The sequence below is a fragment of the Tetragenococcus halophilus subsp. halophilus DSM 20339 genome, from assembly GCF_003841405.1.
In the GTDB taxonomy this organism is placed as follows: Bacteria; Bacillota; Bacilli; order Lactobacillales; family Enterococcaceae; genus Tetragenococcus; species Tetragenococcus halophilus.
In genome coordinates, this window is record NZ_PXYA01000003.1 from 165,150 (window position 1) to 188,837 (window position 23,688).

General features: G+C 35.6%; 22 protein-coding genes, 1 pseudogene and 1 other annotated feature. Of the genes and pseudogenes, 6 read left to right on the top strand and 17 right to left on the bottom strand.

Annotated elements, in window-relative coordinates; translation table 11 throughout:
* Nucleotides 1–321: 321 nt before the first annotated feature.
* Nucleotides 322–1,758, top strand: a complete 1,437-nt coding sequence (gene proS, locus C7K42_RS10540; protein ID WP_103099862.1) for a proline--tRNA ligase — start codon at nt 322–324, stop codon at nt 1,756–1,758.
* Between the two features lie 75 nt (nt 1,759–1,833).
* Here proS and C7K42_RS10545 read toward each other — a convergent pair whose 3' ends face one another.
* Complete coding sequence (locus tag C7K42_RS10545; RefSeq protein ID WP_061840403.1) at nt 1,834–2,682, bottom strand: aldo/keto reductase; 849 nt, start codon at nt 2,680–2,682, stop codon at nt 1,834–1,836.
* A gap of 43 nt (nt 2,683–2,725) precedes the next feature.
* Nucleotides 2,726–3,739: a lipoate--protein ligase gene (lplA, locus tag C7K42_RS10550; RefSeq protein WP_014124111.1), complete on the bottom strand. Its 1,014-nt coding sequence runs from the start codon at nt 3,737–3,739 to the stop codon at nt 2,726–2,728.
* Nucleotides 3,740–4,015: 276 nt separating this feature from the next.
* Between lplA and nrdD the strand changes: the two genes are divergently transcribed.
* Nucleotides 4,016–6,211: an anaerobic ribonucleoside-triphosphate reductase gene (nrdD, locus tag C7K42_RS10555; protein ID WP_103099861.1), complete on the top strand. Its 2,196-nt coding sequence runs from the start codon at nt 4,016–4,018 to the stop codon at nt 6,209–6,211.
* A gap of 151 nt (nt 6,212–6,362) precedes the next feature.
* Here the strand turns inward: nrdD and C7K42_RS10560 are convergent, their stop codons facing one another.
* Nucleotides 6,363–7,469 (bottom strand): IS4-like element ISTeha5 family transposase, encoded by a 1,107-nt coding sequence (locus tag C7K42_RS10560; RefSeq protein ID WP_014123848.1) that lies wholly within the window; start codon nt 7,467–7,469, stop codon nt 6,363–6,365.
* Nucleotides 7,470–7,630: 161 nt separating this feature from the next.
* Here C7K42_RS10560 and nrdG point away from each other — a divergent pair, with 161 nt between their 5' ends.
* Complete coding sequence (gene nrdG / locus C7K42_RS10565) at nt 7,631–8,233, top strand: anaerobic ribonucleoside-triphosphate reductase activating protein (protein ID WP_014124109.1); 603 nt, start codon at nt 7,631–7,633, stop codon at nt 8,231–8,233.
* Nucleotides 8,234–8,525: 292 nt separating this feature from the next.
* On the top strand, nt 8,526–9,593 hold the full coding sequence (locus tag C7K42_RS10570; protein WP_041591772.1) for a hypothetical protein: 1,068 nt from the start codon (nt 8,526–8,528) through the stop codon (nt 9,591–9,593).
* Nucleotides 9,594–9,827: 234 nt separating this feature from the next.
* On the opposite strand, the gene dinB is transcribed toward C7K42_RS10570, so the two are convergent.
* The 10 genes from dinB to dnaX all read right to left on the bottom strand — a co-directional run bounded on the left by dinB (nt 9,828) and on the right by dnaX (nt 17,858).
* The gene (gene dinB / locus C7K42_RS10575) at nt 9,828–10,955 is read right to left on the bottom strand and encodes a DNA polymerase IV (RefSeq protein WP_103083636.1); all 1,128 of its coding nucleotides are present in this window, start codon (nt 10,953–10,955) and stop codon (nt 9,828–9,830) included.
* Between the two features lie 53 nt (nt 10,956–11,008).
* Complete coding sequence (gene rsmI, locus C7K42_RS10580) at nt 11,009–11,875, bottom strand: 16S rRNA (cytidine(1402)-2'-O)-methyltransferase (RefSeq protein ID WP_014124106.1); 867 nt, start codon at nt 11,873–11,875, stop codon at nt 11,009–11,011.
* Nucleotides 11,876–11,940: 65 nt separating this feature from the next.
* Nucleotides 11,941–12,291 carry a DNA replication initiation control protein YabA gene (locus C7K42_RS10585; RefSeq protein ID WP_014124105.1) on the bottom strand — a complete coding sequence of 117 codons (351 nt, stop codon included), beginning with the start codon at nt 12,289–12,291 and terminating at the stop codon, nt 11,941–11,943.
* Nucleotides 12,284–13,114 carry a PSP1 domain-containing protein gene (locus tag C7K42_RS10590; protein ID WP_014124104.1) on the bottom strand — a complete coding sequence of 277 codons (831 nt, stop codon included), beginning with the start codon at nt 13,112–13,114 and terminating at the stop codon, nt 12,284–12,286. The genes C7K42_RS10585 and C7K42_RS10590 overlap by 8 nt, the downstream gene beginning before the upstream one ends.
* Before the next feature lie 23 nt (nt 13,115–13,137).
* Nucleotides 13,138–14,070, bottom strand: a complete 933-nt coding sequence (gene holB / locus C7K42_RS10595; RefSeq protein ID WP_103099878.1) for a DNA polymerase III subunit delta' — start codon at nt 14,068–14,070, stop codon at nt 13,138–13,140.
* A gap of 42 nt (nt 14,071–14,112) precedes the next feature.
* Nucleotides 14,113–14,445: a cyclic-di-AMP receptor gene (locus C7K42_RS10600; RefSeq protein ID WP_014124102.1), complete on the bottom strand. Its 333-nt coding sequence runs from the start codon at nt 14,443–14,445 to the stop codon at nt 14,113–14,115.
* Nucleotides 14,442–15,095 carry a dTMP kinase gene (tmk, locus tag C7K42_RS10605; protein ID WP_014124101.1) on the bottom strand — a complete coding sequence of 218 codons (654 nt, stop codon included), beginning with the start codon at nt 15,093–15,095 and terminating at the stop codon, nt 14,442–14,444. Before tmk ends, C7K42_RS10600 begins: the two co-directional genes overlap by 4 nt.
* A 29-nt stretch (nt 15,096–15,124) precedes the next feature.
* Nucleotides 15,125–15,721, bottom strand: coding sequence for a recombination mediator RecR (gene recR, locus C7K42_RS10610; RefSeq protein WP_014124100.1), 597 nt, complete (start codon nt 15,719–15,721; stop codon nt 15,125–15,127).
* Between the two features lie 61 nt (nt 15,722–15,782).
* Nucleotides 15,783–16,094, bottom strand: coding sequence for a YbaB/EbfC family nucleoid-associated protein (locus C7K42_RS10615; protein ID WP_014124099.1), 312 nt, complete (start codon nt 16,092–16,094; stop codon nt 15,783–15,785).
* A gap of 18 nt (nt 16,095–16,112) precedes the next feature.
* Nucleotides 16,113–17,858: a DNA polymerase III subunit gamma/tau gene (gene dnaX, locus C7K42_RS10620; RefSeq protein ID WP_041591769.1), complete on the bottom strand. Its 1,746-nt coding sequence runs from the start codon at nt 17,856–17,858 to the stop codon at nt 16,113–16,115.
* A 218-nt stretch (nt 17,859–18,076) separates the two neighbouring features.
* On the opposite strand from dnaX, the gene C7K42_RS10625 reads away from it, so the two are divergent.
* On the top strand, nt 18,077–19,477 hold the full coding sequence (locus C7K42_RS10625; protein ID WP_014124097.1) for a glycoside hydrolase family 1 protein: 1,401 nt from the start codon (nt 18,077–18,079) through the stop codon (nt 19,475–19,477).
* A gap of 5 nt (nt 19,478–19,482) precedes the next feature.
* A complete protein-coding gene (locus tag C7K42_RS10630) occupies nt 19,483–20,814 on the top strand; it encodes a PTS transporter subunit EIIC (protein WP_014124096.1) in 1,332 nt (443 codons plus the stop codon).
* A gap of 120 nt (nt 20,815–20,934) precedes the next feature.
* On the opposite strand, the pseudogene C7K42_RS13510 reads toward C7K42_RS10630, so the two are convergent.
* The 4 genes and pseudogenes from C7K42_RS13510 to rplA form a co-directional block, all read right to left on the bottom strand.
* Nucleotides 20,935–21,565, bottom strand: a pseudogene (locus C7K42_RS13510) (NAD(P)-dependent oxidoreductase).
* A gap of 247 nt (nt 21,566–21,812) precedes the next feature.
* Nucleotides 21,813–22,181 (bottom strand): 50S ribosomal protein L7/L12, encoded by a 369-nt coding sequence (rplL, locus tag C7K42_RS10640; RefSeq protein WP_014124094.1) that lies wholly within the window; start codon nt 22,179–22,181, stop codon nt 21,813–21,815.
* A gap of 41 nt (nt 22,182–22,222) precedes the next feature.
* Nucleotides 22,223–22,726 (bottom strand): 50S ribosomal protein L10, encoded by a 504-nt coding sequence (gene rplJ, locus C7K42_RS10645; protein ID WP_014124093.1) that lies wholly within the window; start codon nt 22,724–22,726, stop codon nt 22,223–22,225.
* 34 nt (nt 22,727–22,760) lie between these two features.
* Nucleotides 22,761–22,887, bottom strand: a sequence feature (ribosomal protein L10 leader region).
* A 52-nt stretch (nt 22,888–22,939) separates the two neighbouring features.
* Entirely contained in the window at nt 22,940–23,629 is a 690-nt protein-coding gene (rplA, locus tag C7K42_RS10650; protein WP_014124092.1) for a 50S ribosomal protein L1, read from the bottom strand.
* Nucleotides 23,630–23,688: the final 59 nt, after the last annotated feature.

The window sequence follows — 23,688 nt, forward strand, 5'->3', positions numbered from 1 at the left end:
TTTTTCATTTTTTTATTATACGTATTTCCTTAAAAACCTGCAATCTTTTCTCAATTTTCCCTTGCTTTTTTCTTTGTTTCCTATTAATCTTAAATCAGAAATTGGATTAGTAATAAAAGGCACGCTTTTAGAGAATCAAAGCTCGGCTGAAACTTTGGTGCCCCTGTCTTTATGAACCCTACCAAGAACAGATGGGTTAAAGCCCTTATCCTTTTGAAGCTGGATCGCGTAAAGTGATCAATAAAGGTGGTACCGCGAGATGCACACATTTCGTCCTTTTTATAGGATGAGATGTTTTTTTATTTTACAAGGAGGAAAACAATGGCAGAACAAACAAACGACTTTACAGAATGGTATTTACAAACAGTACAACAATCTGAGCTGATGGCTTATTCCGCAGTTAGAGGCTCTATCATTTTTCGTCCTGATGGATATGAGCTATGGGAACATATTCAAGAAGAATTCAACAAATTTTTGAAAAAAGAAGGGATTCGTAACGCTTATTTCCCCATGTTGATTCCACAAAACTTTTTTATGAAAGAAGCAGATCATGTGGAAGGCTTTGCTCCTGAAATTCCATGGGTCACTGAAGTAGGTGATGAAAAATTAGAAGAACCTTTAGGCCTACGCCCAACTTCAGAAACAACGATTGGTAACGCATTTTCTGATTGGATTAATTCCTATCGCGATCTTCCTTATGAAATTAACCAATGGGCAAATGTTTTTCGTTGGGAAAAGAAAACATTGCCATTTTTACGTACGTCCGAATTTTTATGGCAAGAGGGACACACCGCACATGCAACCAAAGAAGAAGCCCATAAGCGTACGATGAATGTCTTAGATGAATATGCTCGACTTTGCGAAGAATTTTTAGCTATTCCAGTTTATAAGGGGCAAAAAACGGATTCTGAGCGTTTTGCCGGTGCTGTTGATACCTATTCTGTCGAAGCGATGATGCAAGATGGCAAAGCTGTGCAGGCCGGTACATCGCATTATATGGGAACCAATTTCGCTGAGGCTTTTGATATCACTTATTTAAATAAAGAAAACCAACACGTCTATGCTCATACGACTTCTTGGGGCGCTTCTACACGCCTTATTGGTGCTTTGATTATGACTCATGGCGATCAAAATGGGCTTGTTTTGCCACCTACTGTCGCACCTAATCAAGTTGTTCTAATGCCAGTAGGACCTTGGAAGAAAAATCCTAGCGTTATGGAAAAACTAGATGAAATTTTCAGCGATCTAAAAGAAGCGGGCTATCGTGTACGTATGGATGATAGTGACAATACACCAGGCTATAAATTTAATGAATGGGAATTAAAGGGGGCTTGTATCCGCATTGAATGTGGACCTCGTGACATTGAAAATAGCCATGTAATGGTCAAAAGTCGTGATGTAGCGGACAAACAAAAAGTTCCATTTGAACAAATCAATAATTTTATAGCTGAAGAACTTGCTGCTATGACGCCACGCTTATTGAAAAAAGCACAAGAACGTATAAAAGAAAATGAATATTACAATGTTGATACCTTAGAAGAGTTAAAAATTCATATTGATAATTGTCAAAAAGAAGGAAAGCCTGCCGGGTTTGTGTTAGTCGGTTGGGATGGTACTGAAGAAACAGAAGAAGCAATCAAAGAAGCGACCGGCTTTACGACTCGTAACATTCCTTTTGAAGCGCCTGTTAAAAAAGAGAAGGACATTGTGAGTGGGAAACCTGCAAAACATACTGTTTGGATTGCTCGAGCATACTAATTTTGTATACAAAAAGCGGAGTCTAGCTAAATTGCCTGAACTCCGCTTTTTTAATGTTGTTTTGTTTGACTCCTTTTAAATAATAGACAAAATCTGCTTAGAAGTTGGTTTAGGAAATTCTTTATCCAATTGTTTCATTTCTTCATCTGTCAACTGAATTTGGGCTGCTTCAATATTTTCGATAACATGTTCTGGATTACTAGATTGCGGAATGGCTAGTGTTTGACCTTTTCTTATACTCCAAGCCAGTAGCATTTGAAAAACCGTTGCTTGATGGTTTTGCGCAATTTCTTTTAGCTTGGCATTAGAAGTCAATTGCCCTCCTAATTGATCACCTTCAGCCATGGGCGCATAGGCAATTAAAGGAAGTTGCTTTTCTTGCATAAAAGGCAATAAATCAAACTCGATTCCTCTTTCACCCAAATTATAAAGGACTTGGTTTACCTGGCAGTTTTGACTATTTTCCTTTTGATACATTTTTTCTAGATCTTTTACATCAAAATTAGAAACGCCCCAGGCCTTGATTTTTCCTGCCTTTTTTGCTTCTTCCAGTGCCTCAATTGTTTCTTCAATAGGAACATTTCCTGTCCAATGAAGTAAATAAAGATCCAAATAATCCGTGCCCAATCTTTTTAAGCTGTTATCTAAACTGACAGGCAATTGTTTTTTAGAAGCGTTCCAAGGATACACTTTTGAAATCAAAAATAGATCTTTGCGGTTAAAAGATTGAAGTGCTTCTCCTACTAAAAGTTCAGAGCCACCATCTCCATACATTTCTGCAGTATCAAGGACAACAGCGCCATGTTCTATGCCAGTTTTTAAAGCTTCTAACTCTTGCCCTTTTTTTGCTGGGTCTTCTCCCATATGCCATGTACCTAGACCGATGGGAAAAAGTTCTTGTTGATTGATCTTAACAGTAGACATTTACATTCCGCCTTTCCATTAAAGCCGCACAGTTGTTTATAACTTATTTAATTGAATAGATTAGATTAAATAAGTCTTCATTTTCCATATCACCAAAGTATTTCTTAACGTCAATGGTGTCCACTACTTTTTTCAAATCTTCTCTTTCATATCTAGTACCAATCAGCTGTTCTTCTACATCCTTAATATCACCTAGTCCAAAGAAATCACCATAGATCTTAGCATTTGCAATTTTACCTTCTTTAACATTTAAACGTATATCAATTGAACCAATAGAAAAACGTTCGTAACGTTCAACGTTAAACTCAGGTGAGTGTCCATAGTTCCAGTCCCAGTTTCCATAATATTTGTTGGTATATTCTTTAATATTCTTCCAATCATCTTCTGTCAGCTCATAAGTATTCACTTCATCCACAGAGTCTACGCCAAAGATTTTCAATAAAATTTCGTTTCTGAATTCTTCAGTCGTCATATCTTGATTTTCCTCAGGCAAGAAAGGCTTAATATTAGTTACTCGTGATCGAATGGACTTAATCCCTTTTGATTCAATTTTATCTTTACGAACCTTTAAAGCATTAGTTACTTCGTTTTTATCACTATCAAGCATTAAAGTACCATGTGCGTACATTCTGCCATTAGTTGAATACATCGCATTACCGGAAAACTTCATATCATCAATCACTAAATCATTACGACCTTTAAGACGAGCCCCTTCAACACCCATATCATGAAGTGCATTTACTACAGGTTCAGTAAATCTTGCAAAATTTCTAAAAGAGTTGCCATCGTCTGGTGTAATAAAACTATAATTTAAATTACCTAAATCATGGTAAACAGCACCGCCTCCACTAAGACGTCTTACCACATGAATCCCATGTTCATCGACATAGTCCTGGTTGATCTCTTCAAAAGTGTTTTGGTTACGACCTATAATAATTGAGGGTTCATTGATATAAAATAAAAGAATCGGCTCATCCGTTTTCATTTTATCAAGTAAGTAATTTTCAATAGCTAAGTTAACTCGCGGGTCGTTGTTTTCATTTGGCACATAGATCATTTTCTTTTTCCTCCTTTTTATACACTTACTTATTGTAACATGTTTTTAGTTTATCAACGAACAAATAACTTTACAAATTGATTTACTTTGTGATTTTTCAAACGTCAGCATAAGTACTAGCACGAAGCTATTATTTAATGATCTTTCACAAATTACATATACAATATATAGTGCATATGATTTATTATCAACTGTTTAAATACAATATATTGTTGATTTTCTCTTATAAATAAATTATGATAATAGTTGAATACAAAAAAGGAGTTGGTCCATTTGATGACGACAAAAAGAAATAGTGAGCAAAGTATCTCTTTATCTTCTCAACTTTCAGATATGAAAGTAATCAAACGTGATGGTCGTTTAGTTAATTTTAACGCACAAAAAATTTATGATGCATTGCTAAAAGCTAAAAAGCACCTAGAAGGTAACTTATCTCCACTCGATTATGAACATATCAATCGAATCGTAGAACAAGTAATTAGTGAAATCAATTATCGTTTTCAACAAAATGTTAAAATTTACGAGATCCAAAATATCGTTGAACATACACTTTTAGAAAACCACGAATATGAACTAGCTCAAGAATATATCAACTATCGAACGCAAAGAGATTTTAAACGTAGCCAAGCAACTGATATCAACTTTAGTATTGATCAGTTAATGGGCAAAGAAAAAACGGTAGTCAACGAAAATGCCAATAAAGATAGCGATGTATTCAATACACAAAGAGACCTAACTGCTGGTATTGTTGGAAAATCAATCGGCCTTAAAATGTTACCTCCACATGTAGCAAATGCTCATCAAAAAGGGGACATTCATTATCATGATCTAGATTATCAACCTTATGCTCCGATGACAAATTGCTGTTTGATTGACTTTAAAGGCATGTTAAACAATGGCTTTAAAATTGGAAATGCTGAAGTTGAGCCACCAAAGTCTATTCAAACGGCAACAGCGCAAATTTCACAAATTATTGCAAATGTCGCTTCCAGTCAATACGGTGGTTGTTCTGCCGATCGCTTAGATGAAACTTTAGCCCCTTTTGCTAAATTGAATTATCAGAAACATTTGAAGGAAGCAAAAATTTGGATTGAAGATCCGACACGACAAAAAGAATTCGCCATGAAAAAAACAAAAAAAGATATATTTGACGCCATGCAAAGTCTAGAATATGAAATCAATACCTTATTTACTTCAAATGGCCAAACACCTTTTACTTCTGTTGGCTTTGGTTTGGGCACAGATTGGTTTGCTAGAGAAATCCAACGGGCGATCTTGCAAAATAGAATCAACGGTTTAGGTAGCGAGCAGCGCACAGCGATCTTTCCTAAATTGATTTTTAGTATCAAAAGTGGGACCAACCTAAATCCTGAAGATCCTAATTATGACATAAAACAACTAGCTTTAGAATGTGCTACGAAAAGAATGTATCCAGATATTTTAAATTATGACAAAATCGTTAAATTAACAGGTAGTTTTAAAGTTCCTATGGGATGTCGTTCCTTCCTACAGGGATGGGAAAATGAGCAAGGCGAAGAGGTCAATGTTGGACGTATGAATTTAGGCGTAGTTACGATAAACTTACCGCGTATAGCCATGCAAGCAGAAGGCGATATAGAAAATTTTTGGAAAATTTTAGATGAACGTTTAAGTATTGCAAAGGACGCTTTAGTTTATCGGGTAGAGCGTTGTAAACAAGCAAATCCTGCAAATGCTCCTATTTTGTATATGTATGGCGCTTTTGGTAAACGTCTAGGGCGCGAAGAATCGGTAAATGAACTATTCAAAAATAAACGTGCAACTGTTTCACTTGGTTATATCGGTTTATATGAAGTAGCATCAGCTTTTTATGGACAAAACTGGGAAAGTAATGAAAAAGCTAAAAACTTTACCTTAGACATTGTCAAAAAGCTTAAAAATAATACCGACCAATGGGGAGACGAATATGGGTATCACTTTAGCGTCTATTGCACACCGAGTGAGAGCTTAACTGATCGTTTTTGCCGTTTAGATACCGAAAAGTTTGGCACAGTAAAAAACATCACAGACAAAGAGTATTATACTAACAGCTTTCATTATGATATTCGTAAGGATCCTACGCCATTTGAAAAATTAGATTTTGAAAAGGATTATCCAAAATACTGCTCAGGTGGTTTTATTCATTACTGCGAATACCCTGTTTTACAGCAAAATCCAAAAGCACTCGAGGCTGTCTGGGATTATTCTTACGATCGTGTTGGCTATTTAGGAACTAATACACCTATCGATCATTGTTATGAATGTGGTTTTGAAGGTGATTTTAAAGCAACAGAAAAAGGGTTTGAATGCCCGCAATGTGGAAATCATGATCCTAAAACTTGTGATGTTGTTAAAAGGACATGCGGATATCTAGGCAACCCACAAGCTCGTCCTATGGTTCATGGACGTCATAAAGAAATCGCTTCTCGTGTAAAGCATATGGGAAATCACTAGTGGTGCATTAATATGATCAGAATATTCAGATTTTAACTTTTTTCTAAAAAATGACAAAAAAATCAAATGCTTGCGCAAAGGATGACTTTTCCAGAAAAAAATTTTCATTATTTATCTGAATACTATTGCAACAACGACAAATGCTATTTCGTCACGTAGGAACGAGCAACACCCATAATTCTTCAAAAGGTTGAAAAAGCAAGTGTTTCAATAGACGCTTGATTTGAAAAGGAGATTTCTTACTTCCTGTCTCCACTTTGAGTAAATACGTCAGTAGACTGGCAATCATGGCGAGAATGATTTGATTGCTTACCCCTTTTTCACTGTGGGAAAATAGCTTTTTTATCGTCATATGTTGCTTGATGTGCTTAAAAAATAGTTCAATTTGCCAACGAGCTTTGTACATGTCGGCCACTTCTTGGGCGGTCACATCAAAACGGTTAGTGACAAAACGTAATTGTTTTCCCTTTTCATCCTGAATCGTCACTAAGCGAAACGGGGAGGTTAAATAAACCTGCGTACCTAACACCACCATTTGGTCACGCAAAATGTTTTTACTCTGAGAAGTATCATAAGTTTCTCTGACATGGATTTTGGTGTTTTTCTTCACTCTTGTGACGAAAAAATAGCCATCGGCTTCCATTTCATCCAGTCGCTCGTAATCAATATAACCACGGTCAAAGATATAGGTCGCTTCCGGTTGATTGACAAAAACTTCTAAGTGATTGTCATCATGTTCAACCGCATTCGTGACTTCAAACTGATCCGGATACAAGTGTTCTTTATCCATAAAACAAAGTTTTAAGTGAAGCTTGATCCCCGCTTTGGTTGAGCGAAAGTCCGCCCAAGGATATCGAGTGGTATTTAACGGAAAGGTAGAAGAATCCACGAGATAGAGCGCATTTCGTTTAGTCACCGGTGTTTTTGACCGTGCTTTTTCCAGTAACTGTGCGAAAATCGCCCACAAAATTTCGTCATCCATCTGGGCGAGCTCACGGGAAAGCTGCGAATGGCTGATGGCATCTAACGCCATGGTCTGTTGTAGATCAGGGGAAACAAATGCCGTATCCATTTCACGTAAACTTTCACACTCATGATCGATGCCATAGAGAAACACCTTCAAAAAGTGTTCAAAAGCAAATTTTTTATGATACTTGTCGGCTTGAGAAATTTTCTCACGAATAGAAAAAGGTAATTTTTTGAAATTTATGTTCGAAAACCATTTATTAAAAGCTGAAATTGTTTTATACTTATCCATATTAAGTTCCTTTGTATTGGTCTTGGATAAGTCATCCAAGCTCAGTATAAAGGATTTTTTTATGAATGAAAATAGTGTGAAACATAAAGAGCTAATTTAAAATGTTTCATGCACCACTAGTGATGGGAAATGAATAAATTATTTGCTAAAGGAGGACTATATTGCGTAACCCAAAACCTAAAGAATGGCAAGCAAAAGACTATAGTAAAAATTATATCGCAGATTATAAACCCTTCAATTTTGTTGATGGTGAGGGCGTAAGAAATAGCCTATATGTAAGTGGCTGTCTTTTTGCCTGTGAAGGTTGTTTTAATAAAGCTGTCCAAAGCTTTCGTTATGGTCAACCTTTCACCCAAGAACTAGAAGAACAAATTATCAAGGATCTCGCACCCGAATATGTACAAGGATTGACGCTTTTAGGAGGGGAACCTTTTTTAAATACCGAAGTTTGCTTGCAAGTTATCAACCATACTAAAGAAGTTTACGGTAATAAAAAAGATATCTGGAGCTGGTCAGGTTATACTTTTGAAGAATTATTGCAAGATACTGATGATAAGCTGGAGATGCTTGCAAAAATAGATATCTTAGTAGATGGACGCTTTGAATTGAGTAAAAAAAATCTAAATTTACAATTTCGTGGCAGCAGCAATCAGCGAATTATTGATGTAGCAAAGTCATTGGAAATTGGACAAGCAGTTATCTGGGAAAAATGTCATGACGCTGATACCCAATATGAACAAATAAAAAAACAAAATCTAATCTAAAATAGGGCTAGGACATAAATTCCTTTGCTAATAAAACATCCGAACTATATTCGTTAAGATCTGCTGCTTACCCTAAGTTTGCGATAAGTAACCGCAGGAGAAATCTTTCTATAGTTCGGTATTTTATTTTGCTTTTAATTAGGATCCAGTCTCTTGTTTTTAAATGATTCACTTTTTAATATCATTCATTAAAACAATACGCTTGATCTTTGCCAAAAATTGCTTTGCTTTATGAGAGAATCTCTCTTTCCTTCATGCTATGATGAAAAAAATAGCCGAAAGGGTGGTTTCTATGCAAAAAACAAAGAAAGAGAAAAAACGACTAACGCCAAATAAAACTTCAGAGGATGCACTTGATCTTATTTTTAATGAGATAAAAGGGATTATTGATGATGATGCAACTGTTAATAATTATCAATTCTTTTTAACTACAATAGCTGAATTACTAGAACATGTAAAAAATACACCTTGGCCAGATAAAGCCTCCGATTTCATTCAAGAATTTTATTATCCATATAACGAAATAAGTGCTGTAAATCGCTATATGTTGTTCCGGGAACCTTATCGAATGTATTGCAAAATGACACGTGCTTACTATGTCCTTACAAATCCTCTAGGAAAAAAAGTATTTCAACAATTGTTGGAATGGTACCCTTTTGCGGAAGGAAAACAGATCCTTTCTACCTGGCCGGACAATTATTTGATCAGTCAATTTCGACCGACGAAATTAGAAAATCGGGTTTATTTCGAAGACATTAGAACTCAGAAAAAATATCCTATTGTGGTTGATGAAAAAGAACAAGAAAATTTTTTCAGCAACTTGCCCTCCCTTTTCATTACTATGCTGGTTCCTGCTAAAGATGGTTACATTTTAGACATTCTACTTGCTAATGAGCTTTTCGATTTAATTTCCCCAACCATTATTGAACAAATGGACAAACTACAATGGGAAAAGTATTTAATGCATTGGTTCCGCAAAAATCTATTAGAACTTGTGACTAAACTTTACTCATCTTGTAATGATCGACCTACGCCTGAGTTTTATTCTGCACACCAGCTAAAAGGAGAAACGAACGAACATTTTGCTAATCGATTGATCGACCAAGATAATTCTTTGAGAAGATTTCCTCAACGCCAACTACTGAGTGAATTCTTTATTAAAATAATTCATACCTTTCCAAGGTTATTCGCAGCCCAAGTCAACGTAATGCCATTATTAGAAGCAGTTAAACTACTATTTGACGATATTGATTTAAATGCTGAATTACAACTTCAAAAGCATCCAATTGATTTTTGGTTATACTTAATTTTAACTACACTACCAGAAGAAGCTGCAAAATTTAAAAATTATCGCCTATGAAAAATAAACACGTATAAGAAGAGGCTGGGACAAAAAGCCTAGCCTCACTTCTGCGTCAAACTCCTCAAATGACCCCTTTTAATACGAAAATCTTGGAAACAGCGATCTAATACCCACATGAATCGTAAATAGAGCATTATTTTTTCCTTCATTAGAACGGTTACCTCAATTTTTAAAAATTTGTTTGGACTATTCTAATTTAACGAAATAACGAAAAAATGGTATTTTATCTATTTATTTATAAGGATCGCCTGTTTCCCATAAAGGAAGGACAATATTCTCATACGTTAACGGGTCTAAATTCGTCATTGTAATCCCTAAAAGTCGCACCCCTTTTTCCACTTGAGCCACTTCTTCAAAGATTAAACTTGCCTGCGAAAAAATATCATCTTTTTGGTAAATATATTCTTGGACTGTCGCGCGTTTAGTGATGGTTTCAAAATCAGAATAACGTAATTTTAATACAACTGTCTTTCCATGCTTTTGCTCTTTTTTTAAACTTTCTGTTACTTGCTCTGCCATAATTCTTAGCTGTGATAAGCATTCTTGTTCACTCGTTAAAGCTTTACCGTAAGTTCGCTCACGTCCAACAGACTTACGTTCTCTAGTGACTTGAACAGGAGAATTATGGATACCTCTAACTTTCCGATAAAGAGAATATCCCATTTTCCCAAAAATCTGGATTAATTCCATTTCACTTTTTTGGTAAAGATCATTTCCTGTATAAATTCCTAATTCGTGCATTTTAGGTACTGTTTTTTTGCCAACACCGTGAAATTTTTCAATAGGTAAATCGCGCAAAAACTCAACAGCTTCATCCGGCGTAACTACCGTCAATCCTCTTGGTTTTTGATAATCTGAAGCTAATTTGGCTAAAAATTTGTTATAACTGACACCAGCTGAGCAAGTTAAATGAACTTCTTGCCATATATCATGTTGAATCAATTTAGCGATTTTTATCGCTGAGCTACTATTTATTTTATTATTTGTCACATCTAAATATGCTTCATCGATTGACACAGGTTCGATGATATCAGTATAACAATGAAAAATTTCACGTATTTTTTGGGAAATTTCTCGGTATTTTTGATGATTCCCTGGAACAAAAGTCGCGTGGGGACATAATTCATAAGCTTTTTGTGCACTCATTGCTGAATGGATGCCATATTTACGCGCCTTATAATTCGCAGTTGTCACAACACCACGCCCACCAGTATCTTTAGGATGGCGAGCGATCACGAGTGGATACTGGGCTAATTTTAGGTTATCTCTTTCTTCAACTGAAGCAAAGAAAGCATCCATATCAATATGGATAACTTTACGCGAAGTATCATTTTTTAATGGAAATTGTAAGCCGTTCATCTTCCCCACCTCAATTCCATTATACTCAAACGAACGTTCCCCTGCAAATTGTTCTATTTATTTAATTCGTGATAGGCATTATAGACCTTTTGTTTTTTTAAATTATTTTGTTTAGCTACCTCTTTAATTGCATCATTAGGTCTAAGACCTGTAGCGATGAACTGTTCTACTTGTTCTTTTAAAGGGGCTTGTGGCAGTGATATATCGACTTCTTGTTCCGACTGACCTTCAATCAGGAGACAACACTCCCCTTTCAGTGTATTTTCAGTTAAATATTCCTTTAATTCAGCTAAGGTTCCACGAAGATATTCTTCATGGATTTTAGTTAACTCTCGGCAAATAACAGCTTTTCTTTGGGGATTAAATACTTCATTCATATTTAAAACAGTATTTTTTAAACGATAAGGGGATTCGTAAAAAATCATTGTCGCCTTTATTGTCGCCAATTGTTTTAATTCTGCTTTTTGGTCTTTTTTTCTACGTGGTAAAAAACCATAAAAATAATTAGGCTGCGCGTTTAATCCAGAAGCAATCAAAGCTGTTAGTCCTGCTGTTGAACCAGGCAAAGAAATCACAGAAATCCCTTCTTGAATACAAGCAGCTACCAATTCTTGTCCGGGATCGCTAATAGAAGGCATACCCGCATCACTTACTTGTGCGATCGTCTGTCCTTTTTTTAATAACTTCAAAAATTCGGGAATGCGCTGTTTGTAATTATGTTCATGTAAACTTTTTTGAGCAACTTCAATTGCAAAATGGTTTAATAACTTTTGTGTGTTACGTGTGTCTTCACTAGCAATTAAATCAGCCTCTTTTAATATTTTCACACCACGTACAGTCATATCTTCTAAATTGCCAATGGGCGTTGGCACAAGATATAATTTCCCTAGCTCATCTTTATAACTTTTTTGTTTTTTCAATACTTGCCTCCACTAAATTTTTTTATAAAAAAAGACTGGGTATCAAAAAATGATCCAGTCAATTCCTATTTATTGCTACTATCACGGTAAATAACTTCCAAGCAAAAGGCACAAGGTTCATCATGTTCACGTCTTGCACCATATAAATCATAACAAACATGGAAACCTTCTTCATAAATTTTTTCAAGATTTAAACGTGATCGTGAAAGTTCTTGTTTTTCCTTTTCTGGAAGTTTAGCATCTTGCTGACTTAATTCATGGATACGTTCTCTTAACCGTTGATTTTCTAACTCTAGTGTTGCATTTTTTTCAACCAATTCTTGTAAAGAATCCTTCATTTCCATCAAATTTTGTGATAGTTTTTGCAAATCTTCATCAAATTCATTTAATCCATCATACAAAGAACGTTTATCCATCGACATGTGCATCACCTGCTTTAAGCGTTTCTTTCAATTCTTTATAATCATATTCTACAGGAAGTTGTTGACTTTTTAGACGAACCTTTACCACACGACTTAATAAATTAAGTCCAACGACTTGTCCCTTATCTTCAGGTGTCATAACTACCCTACCATAATCAGGCAATTCTTTTTTAGCCTGTACGTATTCGTCGTTTTCATAATTTAAACAACACATTAAACGTCCGCATAGGCCTGATATTTTGCTTGGATTCAAAGAAAGACCTTGATCTTTAGCCATTTTAATTGAAACAGGAACAAATTCCCCTAAAAAGGTAGAACAACATAACTGCCGACCACAAGGACCAATTCCACCGATGATTTTTGCCTGATCTCTTATACCTATCTGACGTAATTCAATTCTCATTTTAAAAACACTTGCCAATTCTTTAACAAGCCCTCTAAAATCGATTCGTTTATCTGCAGTAAAACGAAAGATTATTTTATCACGTTCAAAAGTATATTCAGCGTCAACTAATCTCATATCAATTCGATATTCATCTATTTTTTGCTTTCCGATTTTTAGTGCTTTTTGAGCGTCCATTCTATTTTTCATATCTTGTGATAATTCTTCTTTAGTCGCTTTATGTAAGATTGATCCTATTTCATCTGGCAAATCCTTTTCTGTCATTTCTTTATTGCCAACTACAACATTAGCAATCGCTTTTAAATGCTCTTTTTCAACCAAAACTTTATCGCCACATAAGAGATTTTCATCTCCTACTGAAAAATAGTCAATAGGGCCAGCCTTATGATAACGAACGCCTGCTACATTGATCACGTTGCTCATCCTTTCTTAAGGAACTAGTCAATGATTCGTAAAGCTAATTGCTCAGCTATGCCTTGAAAGGCTACATTAGCAGCTAATTTCTTTTGCGCTTGTAAAATCAACTCAAGTATTTTATTGTTCCTTTGTGTCTTTTGTTTATCTTCTAACGAGTGGTTTCGTTCATCTTGAAAATAAACTAACAGCATGGCAAAAATCATACTTTGCTGCTGCTTTTCTTTTGCTTGAGCAGTGATCTTTTTTTGCACAAAAATAAAAGCTTGCGGATCTCCTTTTTTAAGGTAATCAAACCACTTAGCTATGATTTTCCTAGTTTCATTAAACCATTCATCTTCAGAGATTTCAACTGCTTTATCATAACTATTGGTTAGATTAGCAATCAGATTGGCTGTATTTGTCCCCAAATCTTTTTCTTCTAATCGTTTGATTAAATGTTCCTTTGCTAAGGGCGTAAAATGAACAATTTGGCAACGCGATTGAATTGTCGGTAAAATTTGGCCTAAAACGTTTGTTTCTAAAATAGCTATTGAATCACCCACTGGCTCTTCTAATAACTTTAACAAACTATTTGCTGTGCTCGGATTCATTTTATCAGCTTCTTGCACAATAGATATTTGCGTGCCCTTTTCAAAACTGCTCTTTGAAAGCTCTTCTTGGAGTTGACGTATTTGATTAACTTTGATTGTTTGCCCTTCTGGTTCAATCAATTGAACGTTGGGATGTTCTCCTTCGTTGATTCGCATGCAATTGACACATTGCTCGCAAGGTTGATTCTCATTGACGTTTAAACACAATAAACGTTTGGCTAACCATAACGCCATATCGTGTTTTCCAGAACCACTATCTCCTTCAAAAATATAAGCATGAGCCAAACGCTCATGCTCTACATTTTTTTTCATTTGCGAATAAACAAGAGGCTGACTTTGGGCTAAAAAATTTTCTTCTCCCATTTAAATTCTCCTTGTTTTTTCTACTGATAACCGCTTGACAATTCAATATTGTTGAAATTTTTCAATAGGTAAAACAAATACTGTAGCGCCACCAACTTCCACTTCTACAGGATATGGTACTTGACCTTCCAAAGAAACATTTAACGTCATTGGAGGTGTGGAGACATATTGCTTTCTTGACTGACAAGTTTTTTTAATTAAGCCTAAAGTTTTTTCCACTCGTTCATCTTCTACCCCAATAATGAAAGTGCTGTTTCCTGCTTTCAAAAAACCGCCAGTAGATGACAATTTTGTCGCTCGAATGTTTGCTTCAATAAATTCATTAGCCAAACGATTACTATCTTTATCTTGAACGATCGCTAATACTAATTTCATTCTACCATCTCCTTAAAATAATCTGGGTAAGCTGTACTGATTGCTGAAAAGCTTTGGTCAACTACATCTTGTAAACCAGTTCTGGCGTCAATTTTATGTACCCGAGCTGAATTTTGTTCAACTAATTTTAAATAGGCATGACGGACCCTTTGATGAAATTCTAACCCTTCTGACTCCAATCGGTCAACTTGATATCCTCGAGATCTTTGAATTCTCTTTAATCCGGTGTCTGAATCAACATCTAAATACAGCGTAAAATCAGGAGTGAGCCCTTCTGTCGCAAACTGGTTAATTTGAGCGACTTCTTCTATCCCAACACGACGACCCGCACCTTGATAAGCAATAGAACTATCCACGAAACGATCACATAAGACAATTTTCCCATTATTTAAAGCCGGAGAAATGACATCAACAATATGTTGTCTACGTGCCGCAGCATAAAGCAATACTTCGCTACGATCGTCCATTTCCCCATAAGCTGGATCTAAAATAAGATCACGGATTTTTTCCGCAATTTTTCCGCCCCCTGGCTCTCTTGTTTTGATCATTTCTTTCTCGGATGCAAATTGTAAGCGCGGAAATAATTCATTAAGTACGCTAGTTTTGCCGGCGCCATCTGGTCCTTCAATTGTTATGAATAGCCCATCCACCCTAGTTCCTCCTTTTTGCCTACAATTTTTTATAATTCTGTTCTGCCTTCTACTGCCTTTGATAAAGTCACTTCATCAGCATACTCAATATCACTTCCAACAGACAAGCCATGAGCAAGCCGTGTGACTGTAATCCCCGCTGGCTTAATCAGACGTGAAAGATACATCGCAGTAGCTTCACCTTCTGTAGAAGCATTAGTAGCAATAATTACTTCTTTTATTTCTTCATTTTCTAAACGCTTGATCAAGTTAGGAATATTAATATCTTCAGGCCCTGTACCTTCCACCGGAGAAAGCACTCCGTGTAAAACATGGTAAAGTCCTTGGTATTCTTTCATTTTTTCCAAAGCCATCACATCTTTAGGCTCTTCTACTACGAGCACACATGAACGGTCTCGCGTTGTATCTGCACATATCTCGCAGGGGTCATCTTCAGTAATATTCCCACAGACACTGCAATAAGTTAAATCACGTTTAACACTTAATAAAGACTTAGCAAAGTCATTTACTGCCTCATCTTTCATATCAATGGTATAAAAAGCTAAACGTGTCGCTGTTTTTTGGCCGATACCTGGTAAGTTCATATAACTTGCAATCAAACGAGCAATAGGTTCTGGATATTGCACAATTAAGACTCCTTTATTAACAAATCAGAAAAATAGGCATCGACTTACAAAGAGTCATTTTTTACATTCCTGGAATGTTTTGTGTATATTTGCCCATCGTCTGTTTTGTTTCTTTATCAATATTTTCTAAACAATCATTTACAGCTGTTACAATCAAATCTTGTAACATTTCTGGATCTTCTGGATCGATGACATCTTCTTTAATCTGCACATCTTTAATTGTACGATCTCCAGTTGCTGTGACTTTTACATAATCATTCGTCGCTTTTCCGCTAAATTCTTTTTTATTTAACGCTTCTTGCTCTTTTTCCATGTCTTTTTGCATTTTTTGTACTTGTTTCATCATGCCTTGCATGTTACCCATGCCTTTCATATATCCTCACTTCACTTTCTAATCTTCTTTAATAGTTGCTAATTCACCAAACAAATCTTGCGCTTTAGAAACCGCTAAATCTTCCTTTTGTTCATCAGTTGTAGTGCTTTCTGATTCTTCCTGTTCAGTCAGTTCATCTTCATCTGCTTCATCTTTATGACCAGAAAGAAATTCTTGTCGTAAAGTAGGCCAACTTTCATCAGTAATGTAGACTAAATCCGGTACATAATCCGAAATCATACGACTAATATTATTTTGTACAGCTAATACAAAATCCTGATCGTTTGCTGCTTTTTTACAAATAATTTCATAATCAAAAGCAATGACCAATCCATTAGGACTAGCAGCTTTGGGCTGGCTTGCTCTTAGCATCGCCTTTTGTGTTACACTCAAACTTGCTAAAAGATCCTCCCAAACTTCTTTGACATTCACTAAGTCTTTTTTCCTAGCCTCTTTTAAAACCTTAAATACTCGTTTTTTAGGCACACGATAACCAGTAGACGCCGTTTTTTTTTCTTTTTGCTGTTGTGTCTTTGTTTGGACTTGTTGTTGCGGTTGTTCCAAACGATTCTTTAACTGATTAACTTCCTGTTGCAATGCAGTTACTTGCTCTTTTAACCCTACTAGCTCTTGAGTATCATCTGGCTGTGTAGTAGCATCAACCGAAGAACTATTTTCAGTAGAATTTCCTTCAGACAACTTTACAGTGGCAACTTCTAAATATATTCTAGGACTTGTGGTAAAACGTATTTCATTTTGTGTCTGATTTAAAATATGAATCCAAGAATAAATTTGTTGGGCAGAAATTTCTTCTGCAGATTGCTTAAATGTTGCTGTAAAATGCTGGGCTTTTTCAGCTAATAGTTTAGGTGCTTTTTGATAAATCAATAAGTCACGACAATAAACCAGTAAGTTTTCTAATAACCGCCTTGCCTCCTTGCCTGAAGCTAACATTTCATCTAACAAACTTAAACACTCCGCTGTATTTTCTTGTTTACAAGTTAAAATAAAACGGTCCATCATATCATAAGTCAGACTACCTGTTACTTCTAAAGCATCTTGTAATGTAATGGTATCATCACTAAAGGAAATAGCTTGATCTAAAATACTTAAAGCATCACGCATACCGCCTTCAGCTGCTTGTGCAATAACATTTAATGCTTCATCTTCAAAACTGAGTTCATTTTTTTCTAAAATATATGCTAAATGATCTACAATATCTTTTGTATCAATTCGTTTAAAATCAAAACGCTGAGTTCTAGAAATAATGGTTGCTGGAATTTTATGAGGTTCTGTTGTGGCTAAGATGAAAATCACATTTTTTTTGGGTTCTTCCAAGGTTTTTAACAAAGCATTGAAAGCTCCCGTAGATAACATATGAACTTCATCAATAATATAGACTTTATACTGAGCCTGAGTGGGAGCATAATTTGCCCGCTCACGAATCAAACGAATTTCTTCAACACCGTTATTACTAGCAGCATCGATTTCAATCACATCTTCTTGAGTACCGTCTGTAATTGAACGACAAATTTCGCATTCATTACAAGGTTCCCCATCTACACTATTAGGACAGTTCACGGCTTTAGCAAGAATTTTTGCAGCACTAGTTTTTCCCGTGCCTCGTGGTCCTGTAAACAAATAAGCATGGGAAATTTGACTTTGCGTAATCGCGTTTTTTAAGGTTTGAGTGATTGCTTCTTGACCAATTACATCATCAAATCGTTGCGAACGCCATACGCGATAAAGTGCTTGATAAACCAAATTCGCCACCTCTTTTCAAAATTCACTACTTACTATTATACGCAATTTTGCTTAAAAAAACCACAATTTGAGCAAATCCTATTCGAACTTTTTTAAATCTTTAACTCAGAATTTATATAAAGGACAAGCATTTATTCTTAAAGTCCAATCATAGAAATTTTTCACAGAAATTAGTATACTTATTAATAGATTTTTAAATTGAAAAAGAAGAGTTTTTTATGTCATATAAATTCCCGAATAATTTTCTATGGGGAGCGTCAATCAGCGCACACCAGACAGAAGGTGCTTATAAAAACGATGGTAAAGGATTGACTGTCCAAGATACTAGGATACGCGATAATCATGAAATTGCCAATTTCACAGTAGCAAGTGACCATTATCACCATTATAAAGAAGACATTCAGTTATTAGCAGAACTAGGTGTCAAAGTTTTTCGTTTTTCAATTTCTTGGGCCCGTATTTTTCCTCAAGGTCGCAAAGAGATCAACCAAGCAGGTATCGATCATTATCAAAGTGTTATTGATGAATGTTTAGCACATAATATCCAACCTATGGTCACACTTAACCACTTTGACTTACCACAAGCCTTAGAAGATATGGGCGGTTGGTCCAATCGTAAAACGGTTGATGCCTTTAAAGAATATGCACAAACCGTTTTTAAAGCCTATGGTAACAAGGTCAAATACTGGTTAACAATCAATGAACCAAATATCATGCTACTGGTTGATCAAAAAATTTTAGGAAAACAAATTCCTATAAAAGAAAAATATCAGCAATTCCATCATTTGATGATGGCAGAAAAATACGCTTTTAAGTTTTGCCATGAACTAGTAGACAATGGACAAATAGGGCCTGTGCCTAATATATCATTGGTTTATCCAGCGACAAGTAAACCGTTAGATAATCAGGCTGCCTTATATTTCAATAGTGTACGAAATTGGGCTTATCTCGATTTTTCTTGTTTTGGTCGTTACAATACAGTTTTTAAGGACTATTTAAAACAAAAAAATATTTCTATTACTTTTTCACCCGAAGACGAAACTGTAATGAAAGAAAATTTTCCAGATTTTATTGCTATGAATTTTTATACAACAATGACTGTAGAAAAACCAATGGACAAAAATAATATGAGTGAAGGAATCAGTGATCAACAAAGTGAAGATATAATGGATTGGGGTTTTTACAAGGGCGTCACTAATCCTTATCTTAAGAAAAACCAATTTAATTGGACGATTGACCCAGATGGCTTTAAGACTACCCTACAAACACTTTATGATCGCTATCATTTGCCAATCATTATCACTGAAAACGGTCTGGGAGCCAAAGATGATTTAACGGAAGATAAAAAAATTCATGATCCTTACCGCATTGATTACTTGAAACAACATCTTGAACAAGCACTAGAAGCTATCGAAGCAGGTGTTGATTTATTTGGTTATAGTCCTTGGTCAGCGATCGATTTGATTAGTGTCCATGAAGGGATCAGCAAGCGTTATGGTTTTATTTATGTTGACAGAACAGAAAAAGAATTAAAACAGCTTGCGCGTTATAAAAAGGACAGCTTTTATTGGTATCAAAAATTAATCCAAACAAATAAAATCCCAGCAGAAAGCCGGTGAAATTAATGAATGTAGTGTTTACATTTTTAGAAAACAAACTGATGCCACCGCTTAATAGATTAGCTAATTTACGTGTCATACAAGCCATTATGCAAGCAGGTGTAGTAACTGTTCCTTTTACCATTGTTGGTTCGATCTTTTTAATTATAAATAATTTACCACAAATCATACCACCTTTAGCACCTTTTTTTGAACAAACGGTGCTAAAATTGTCCCCGCTTTACAGCGTGGTTACAACCATGTCGATTGACTCGATTGCGATATTTTATGCTTTGGCTACAGCTTTTTATTTAACAGAAAGTTATCGGCAAGATACCGCAAAACAAATGAGTAGTTTTGTCGGCGCAATTTTAGGGCTATTCGCATTTTTATTAACGATTGTTCAAGTTGATATTCAAAACGGACAAGCCCAGTTGCTGCAAAATAATGCTGAAGAGTCAATTATCTATAACGGCGTAGCGCTTGATAGTTGGGTTACACGTTTTAGCGGTGTGGGGATTTTTATCGGAATTTTAACAGCCATTTTGGCGGTACAGATTTATCGCTTGTGTATAATAAAAAATATTACCATTCGTATGCCTGAAGGCGTACCTGATGGTGTTAGCAAAGCATTTGCTTCTTTAGTACCAGCAATTTTTATCGCGTTTACTATGGTTATCATTAATGGTATTTTAGCTTTTTTCCATACCGATTTACATGCGATTTTAACTCAGCCGTTTGAGTTCGTAAAAGGATTGACCGGTTCTTGGTTAGGAATTGTTGTCATTATGTTACTAATTCACTTACTATGGGTGGTAGGAGTGCATGGTACTGCTATTATCAAAAACAGCTTTATTAATCCTATTTTGCTGGTAGCTCTAACCGAAAATATTAATGGCACTAACAATATTTTTGCTGGCGATTTTGTCAATATGTATATTTTTCTAGGTGGCGCTGGCAGCACATTAGGCCTGGTTTTGCTGATGGTTTTTAATGCCAAATCAGATCAATTGAAAGTACTAGGAAAAGCAGCGATTTTACCAGGTCTGTTTAATATCAATGAGCCAGTTATTTTCGGTGCTCCTATTGTTTATAACCCTTATTTGATGATCCCATTTATAGTAACACCTATCATTAATGTAACTATTTCATATTTTTCTGCTTCAGTAGATTTGGTCAACAAAATCATTTCCGGTATACCTTGGATTTCTCCTGTTGGAGTGGGCGCATTTTTAGGGACCGGCGGCGATTTTCGTGGTGTGTTAATTGCCTTTATTAATTTGGCCGTTTCTATTCTTATTTATTATCCATTCTTTAAAATGTATGATAATAAATTGTATGCGCAACAACAAAAATAGCAGAGATTCTTTTATTATTACAAACTAAAATTAAAAAATATGATAGAAAACGACGTTAAAAATAACTCGAATTCTATCATATTTTTTATGATCAATGATTAAATTATGAATCACTTAAAATTAATTTTGATAAATAGAAATTTGCACTTGGTTATATTTTCCTGACTCCATCGCATCGACAAAACCGGTAGCGTAGTCACTGTAGCTAATCTTACTTTCGCCTTCATCGTTTTCCGCATACTCGTTACTAGCAATCGTATAATCGTCTGTCTTTGCTCCATCAGCTTCAAAACTTGCCGCTGGACTAACATAAATCCATTGCACATCACTACGATCTTTTAACCGTTTTAAAGCTTTACCCATTCCAGCTGCGACTGGTTGTGCTTCTTTGGGAAAATCAGGAGTATCTTTCAATTGCTTTTTATGTTCAGCATCTACATACAAACCGCCAGCGCCCCCCCACAACAAATAATTGGGTGTTCGTAGCACTCAGGCAATCTGCCAAGTGCATCAACGAGCTTTCATGTAAATCCATGTCTGCAGGATCCCAAACACCAAAAGCATCGACCACTATATCAAAACTTTTTAAATCTTGAGCTGTTAAATCATAAAGATCTTTTTGTAAAACTTGTGAAGCCTTTGTTTGATTTTTATGGCGTACAATCGCGGTCACGTCATGATCACGTTTGACAGCTTCATTTGTAATTAATTTTCCTGCTTTACCATTTGCTGCTACAACTGCGATTTTCATCAACAATTCCTCCAATGTTTATTCTCTTCTTTCATAATTTATCCTACACCATACATATATAAAAAGAAAAGAATTACGTTTTTTATTTTTGCTTGTTCTTAATATTAAAGAAATTATATTTAGTTATTGATTTAAACCAAAAATATATCATTTCAAACAATTGAAAAAGTATAGACTTACAGTAATTGCTTAAAATAAAAAAGCTAAGAAATCATTGATTTCTTAGCTTTTTTATCATGTTCACTGACTACTTCAATTCTACTGAAGCACCTGCGTCTTCTAAAGCAGATTTCAAACTGTCAGCTTCTTCTTTAGCTACGTTTTCTTTAACTGGTGAAGGAGCACCGTCAGCGACAGCTTTTGCTTCTTTCAAGCCCAAGCCAGTTGCTTCGCGAATAGCTTTGATAACTTTCACTTTTTGGTCACCAACATCAGTAAGTTCTACTGTAAATTCAGTTTGTTCTTCAGCTTCTTCGCTTTCTCCTGCAGAAGCAGCTGCAACTGGTGCTGCAGCAGATACACCGAATTCTTCTTCAATAGCTTTAACTAAATCGTTTAATTCTAAAATTGTCGCACCTTTTATTTCTTCGACAATGTTTTCAATATTTAATGCCATTTTTTATTTTCCTCCATTATGATAAGTATTTTTAACTGCCCTTAAGCAGCATCTTCTTCGTTCTTTTCAATGACTGCATTAAGTCCGTAAGCCACATTACGTACGGGAGCTTGTAATACAGATAACAACATTGATAGTAGTCCGTCGCGATCTGGTAGTTTCGCCAGAGCTTGAACTTCATCTAATGTAGCCACTCTATTTTCAATAACGCCGCCTTTAATTTCTAACGATTTTGCTTCTTGTGAAAATTCATCAATAATTTTCGCTGGAGCGATCACGTCTTCATTACTAAAAGCAACAGCTGTCGGACCTACAAAAACATCTTCTAAACCGTCTAAACCAGCTTCTTTTGCTGCACGACTAAGAATAGAGTTTTTAATTACATGCATTTCAACATTTTCATCACGCAACTGTTTACGTAAACGTGTATCTTCGTCTACTGTTAAACCACGATAATCAACAAAAACAACAGATTCTGCTGCATTTAATTGTTGGGCAACGCTAGTCACAATTTCTGCTTTTTTTGCAATAGCTGCTTCACTCATTTTTTTCTTTCACCTCCTGATTTTGATGGAAGAGTTTTTTAATAAAAAAACTCTATGCCACCGCAGACATAGAGGGTCTATTGATATACACCAATAAAAGTCCTCGGTAGGATTTACGACGATGTGTCACCTACTGTCTTCGGTAAACTTAACTATTAACGTCAAACACCTTAACATAGAAAAGGTGTTTGCGTCAATATTTTTATTTTATTATTATAATGATGCTGGATCTACATGAATACCAGGACCAAATGTGGTTGTTACAGTAACATTTTGCATGTAAATACCTTTAGCTGCTGATGGCTTAGCTTTTTCTAGTACATCGTGGATAGCTTTAAAGTTTTCCACTAACTTACCATCATCAAAAGATACTTTACCGATTGGTGCGTGAATATTACCATTACGATCCACACGGTAAGTGACCCGACCTGCTTTAACTTCTTCAACAGCCTTTGATACATCCATTGTAACAGTGCCTGTTTTAGGGTTAGGCATCAAACCTTTAGGACCCAAAACGCGTCCTAATTTTCCAACTTGTGCCATCATATCTGGTGTTGCTACTACAACGTCAAAGTCAAACCAGCCGCCTTGAATTTTATCAGCTAATTCACTTTCACCCACATAATCAGCACCAGCATCTTCAGCTTCTTTTGCTTTATCACCTTTAGCAAATACTAAAACTTTTTGGTCCTTACCAGTACCGTTTGGCAAAACAATTGCTCCACGGATTTGTTGGTCAGCTTTTTTAGGGTCAACATTTAAATGATACGCAACTTCCAAAGTTGCATCAAATTTTGCAATACTTGTATCTTTTGCTAATGCAACAGCGTCTTCAACAGCATATGCTTTTGTTGTATCAACTTTTTCTAGCGCTTCTTGCATTTTTCTACTTTTTTTAGCCATTATATGCGATTCCTCCTTGATGTGGTTATAACGGTAGAACCTCCCACGTGTTCTACGTT

Coding starts and splice junctions, on each gene's coding strand:
- proS (WP_103099862.1), top strand. CDS start 322: ATGGCAGAACAAACAAACGACTTTACAGAATGGTATTTACAAACAGTA.
- C7K42_RS10545 (WP_061840403.1), bottom strand. CDS start 2,682: ATGTCTACTGTTAAGATCAATCAACAAGAACTTTTTCCCATCGGTCTA.
- lplA (WP_014124111.1), bottom strand. CDS start 3,739: ATGATCTATGTGCCAAATGAAAACAACGACCCGCGAGTTAACTTAGCT.
- nrdD (WP_103099861.1), top strand. CDS start 4,016: ATGACGACAAAAAGAAATAGTGAGCAAAGTATCTCTTTATCTTCTCAA.
- C7K42_RS10560 (WP_014123848.1), bottom strand. CDS start 7,469: ATGGATAAGTATAAAACAATTTCAGCTTTTAATAAATGGTTTTCGAAC.
- C7K42_RS10570 (WP_041591772.1), top strand. CDS start 8,526: ATGCAAAAAACAAAGAAAGAGAAAAAACGACTAACGCCAAATAAAACT.
- dinB (WP_103083636.1), bottom strand. CDS start 10,955: ATGAACGGCTTACAATTTCCATTAAAAAATGATACTTCGCGTAAAGTT.
- C7K42_RS10585 (WP_014124105.1), bottom strand. CDS start 12,291: ATGGATAAACGTTCTTTGTATGATGGATTAAATGAATTTGATGAAGAT.
- holB (WP_103099878.1), bottom strand. CDS start 14,070: ATGGGAGAAGAAAATTTTTTAGCCCAAAGTCAGCCTCTTGTTTATTCG.
- C7K42_RS10600 (WP_014124102.1), bottom strand. CDS start 14,445: ATGAAATTAGTATTAGCGATCGTTCAAGATAAAGATAGTAATCGTTTG.
- C7K42_RS10615 (WP_014124099.1), bottom strand. CDS start 16,094: ATGAAAGGCATGGGTAACATGCAAGGCATGATGAAACAAGTACAAAAA.
- C7K42_RS10625 (WP_014124097.1), top strand. CDS start 18,077: ATGTCATATAAATTCCCGAATAATTTTCTATGGGGAGCGTCAATCAGC.
- C7K42_RS10630 (WP_014124096.1), top strand. CDS start 19,483: ATGAATGTAGTGTTTACATTTTTAGAAAACAAACTGATGCCACCGCTT.
- rplL (WP_014124094.1), bottom strand. CDS start 22,181: ATGGCATTAAATATTGAAAACATTGTCGAAGAAATAAAAGGTGCGACA.
- rplJ (WP_014124093.1), bottom strand. CDS start 22,726: ATGAGTGAAGCAGCTATTGCAAAAAAAGCAGAAATTGTGACTAGCGTT.
- rplA (WP_014124092.1), bottom strand. CDS start 23,629: ATGGCTAAAAAAAGTAGAAAAATGCAAGAAGCGCTAGAAAAAGTTGAT.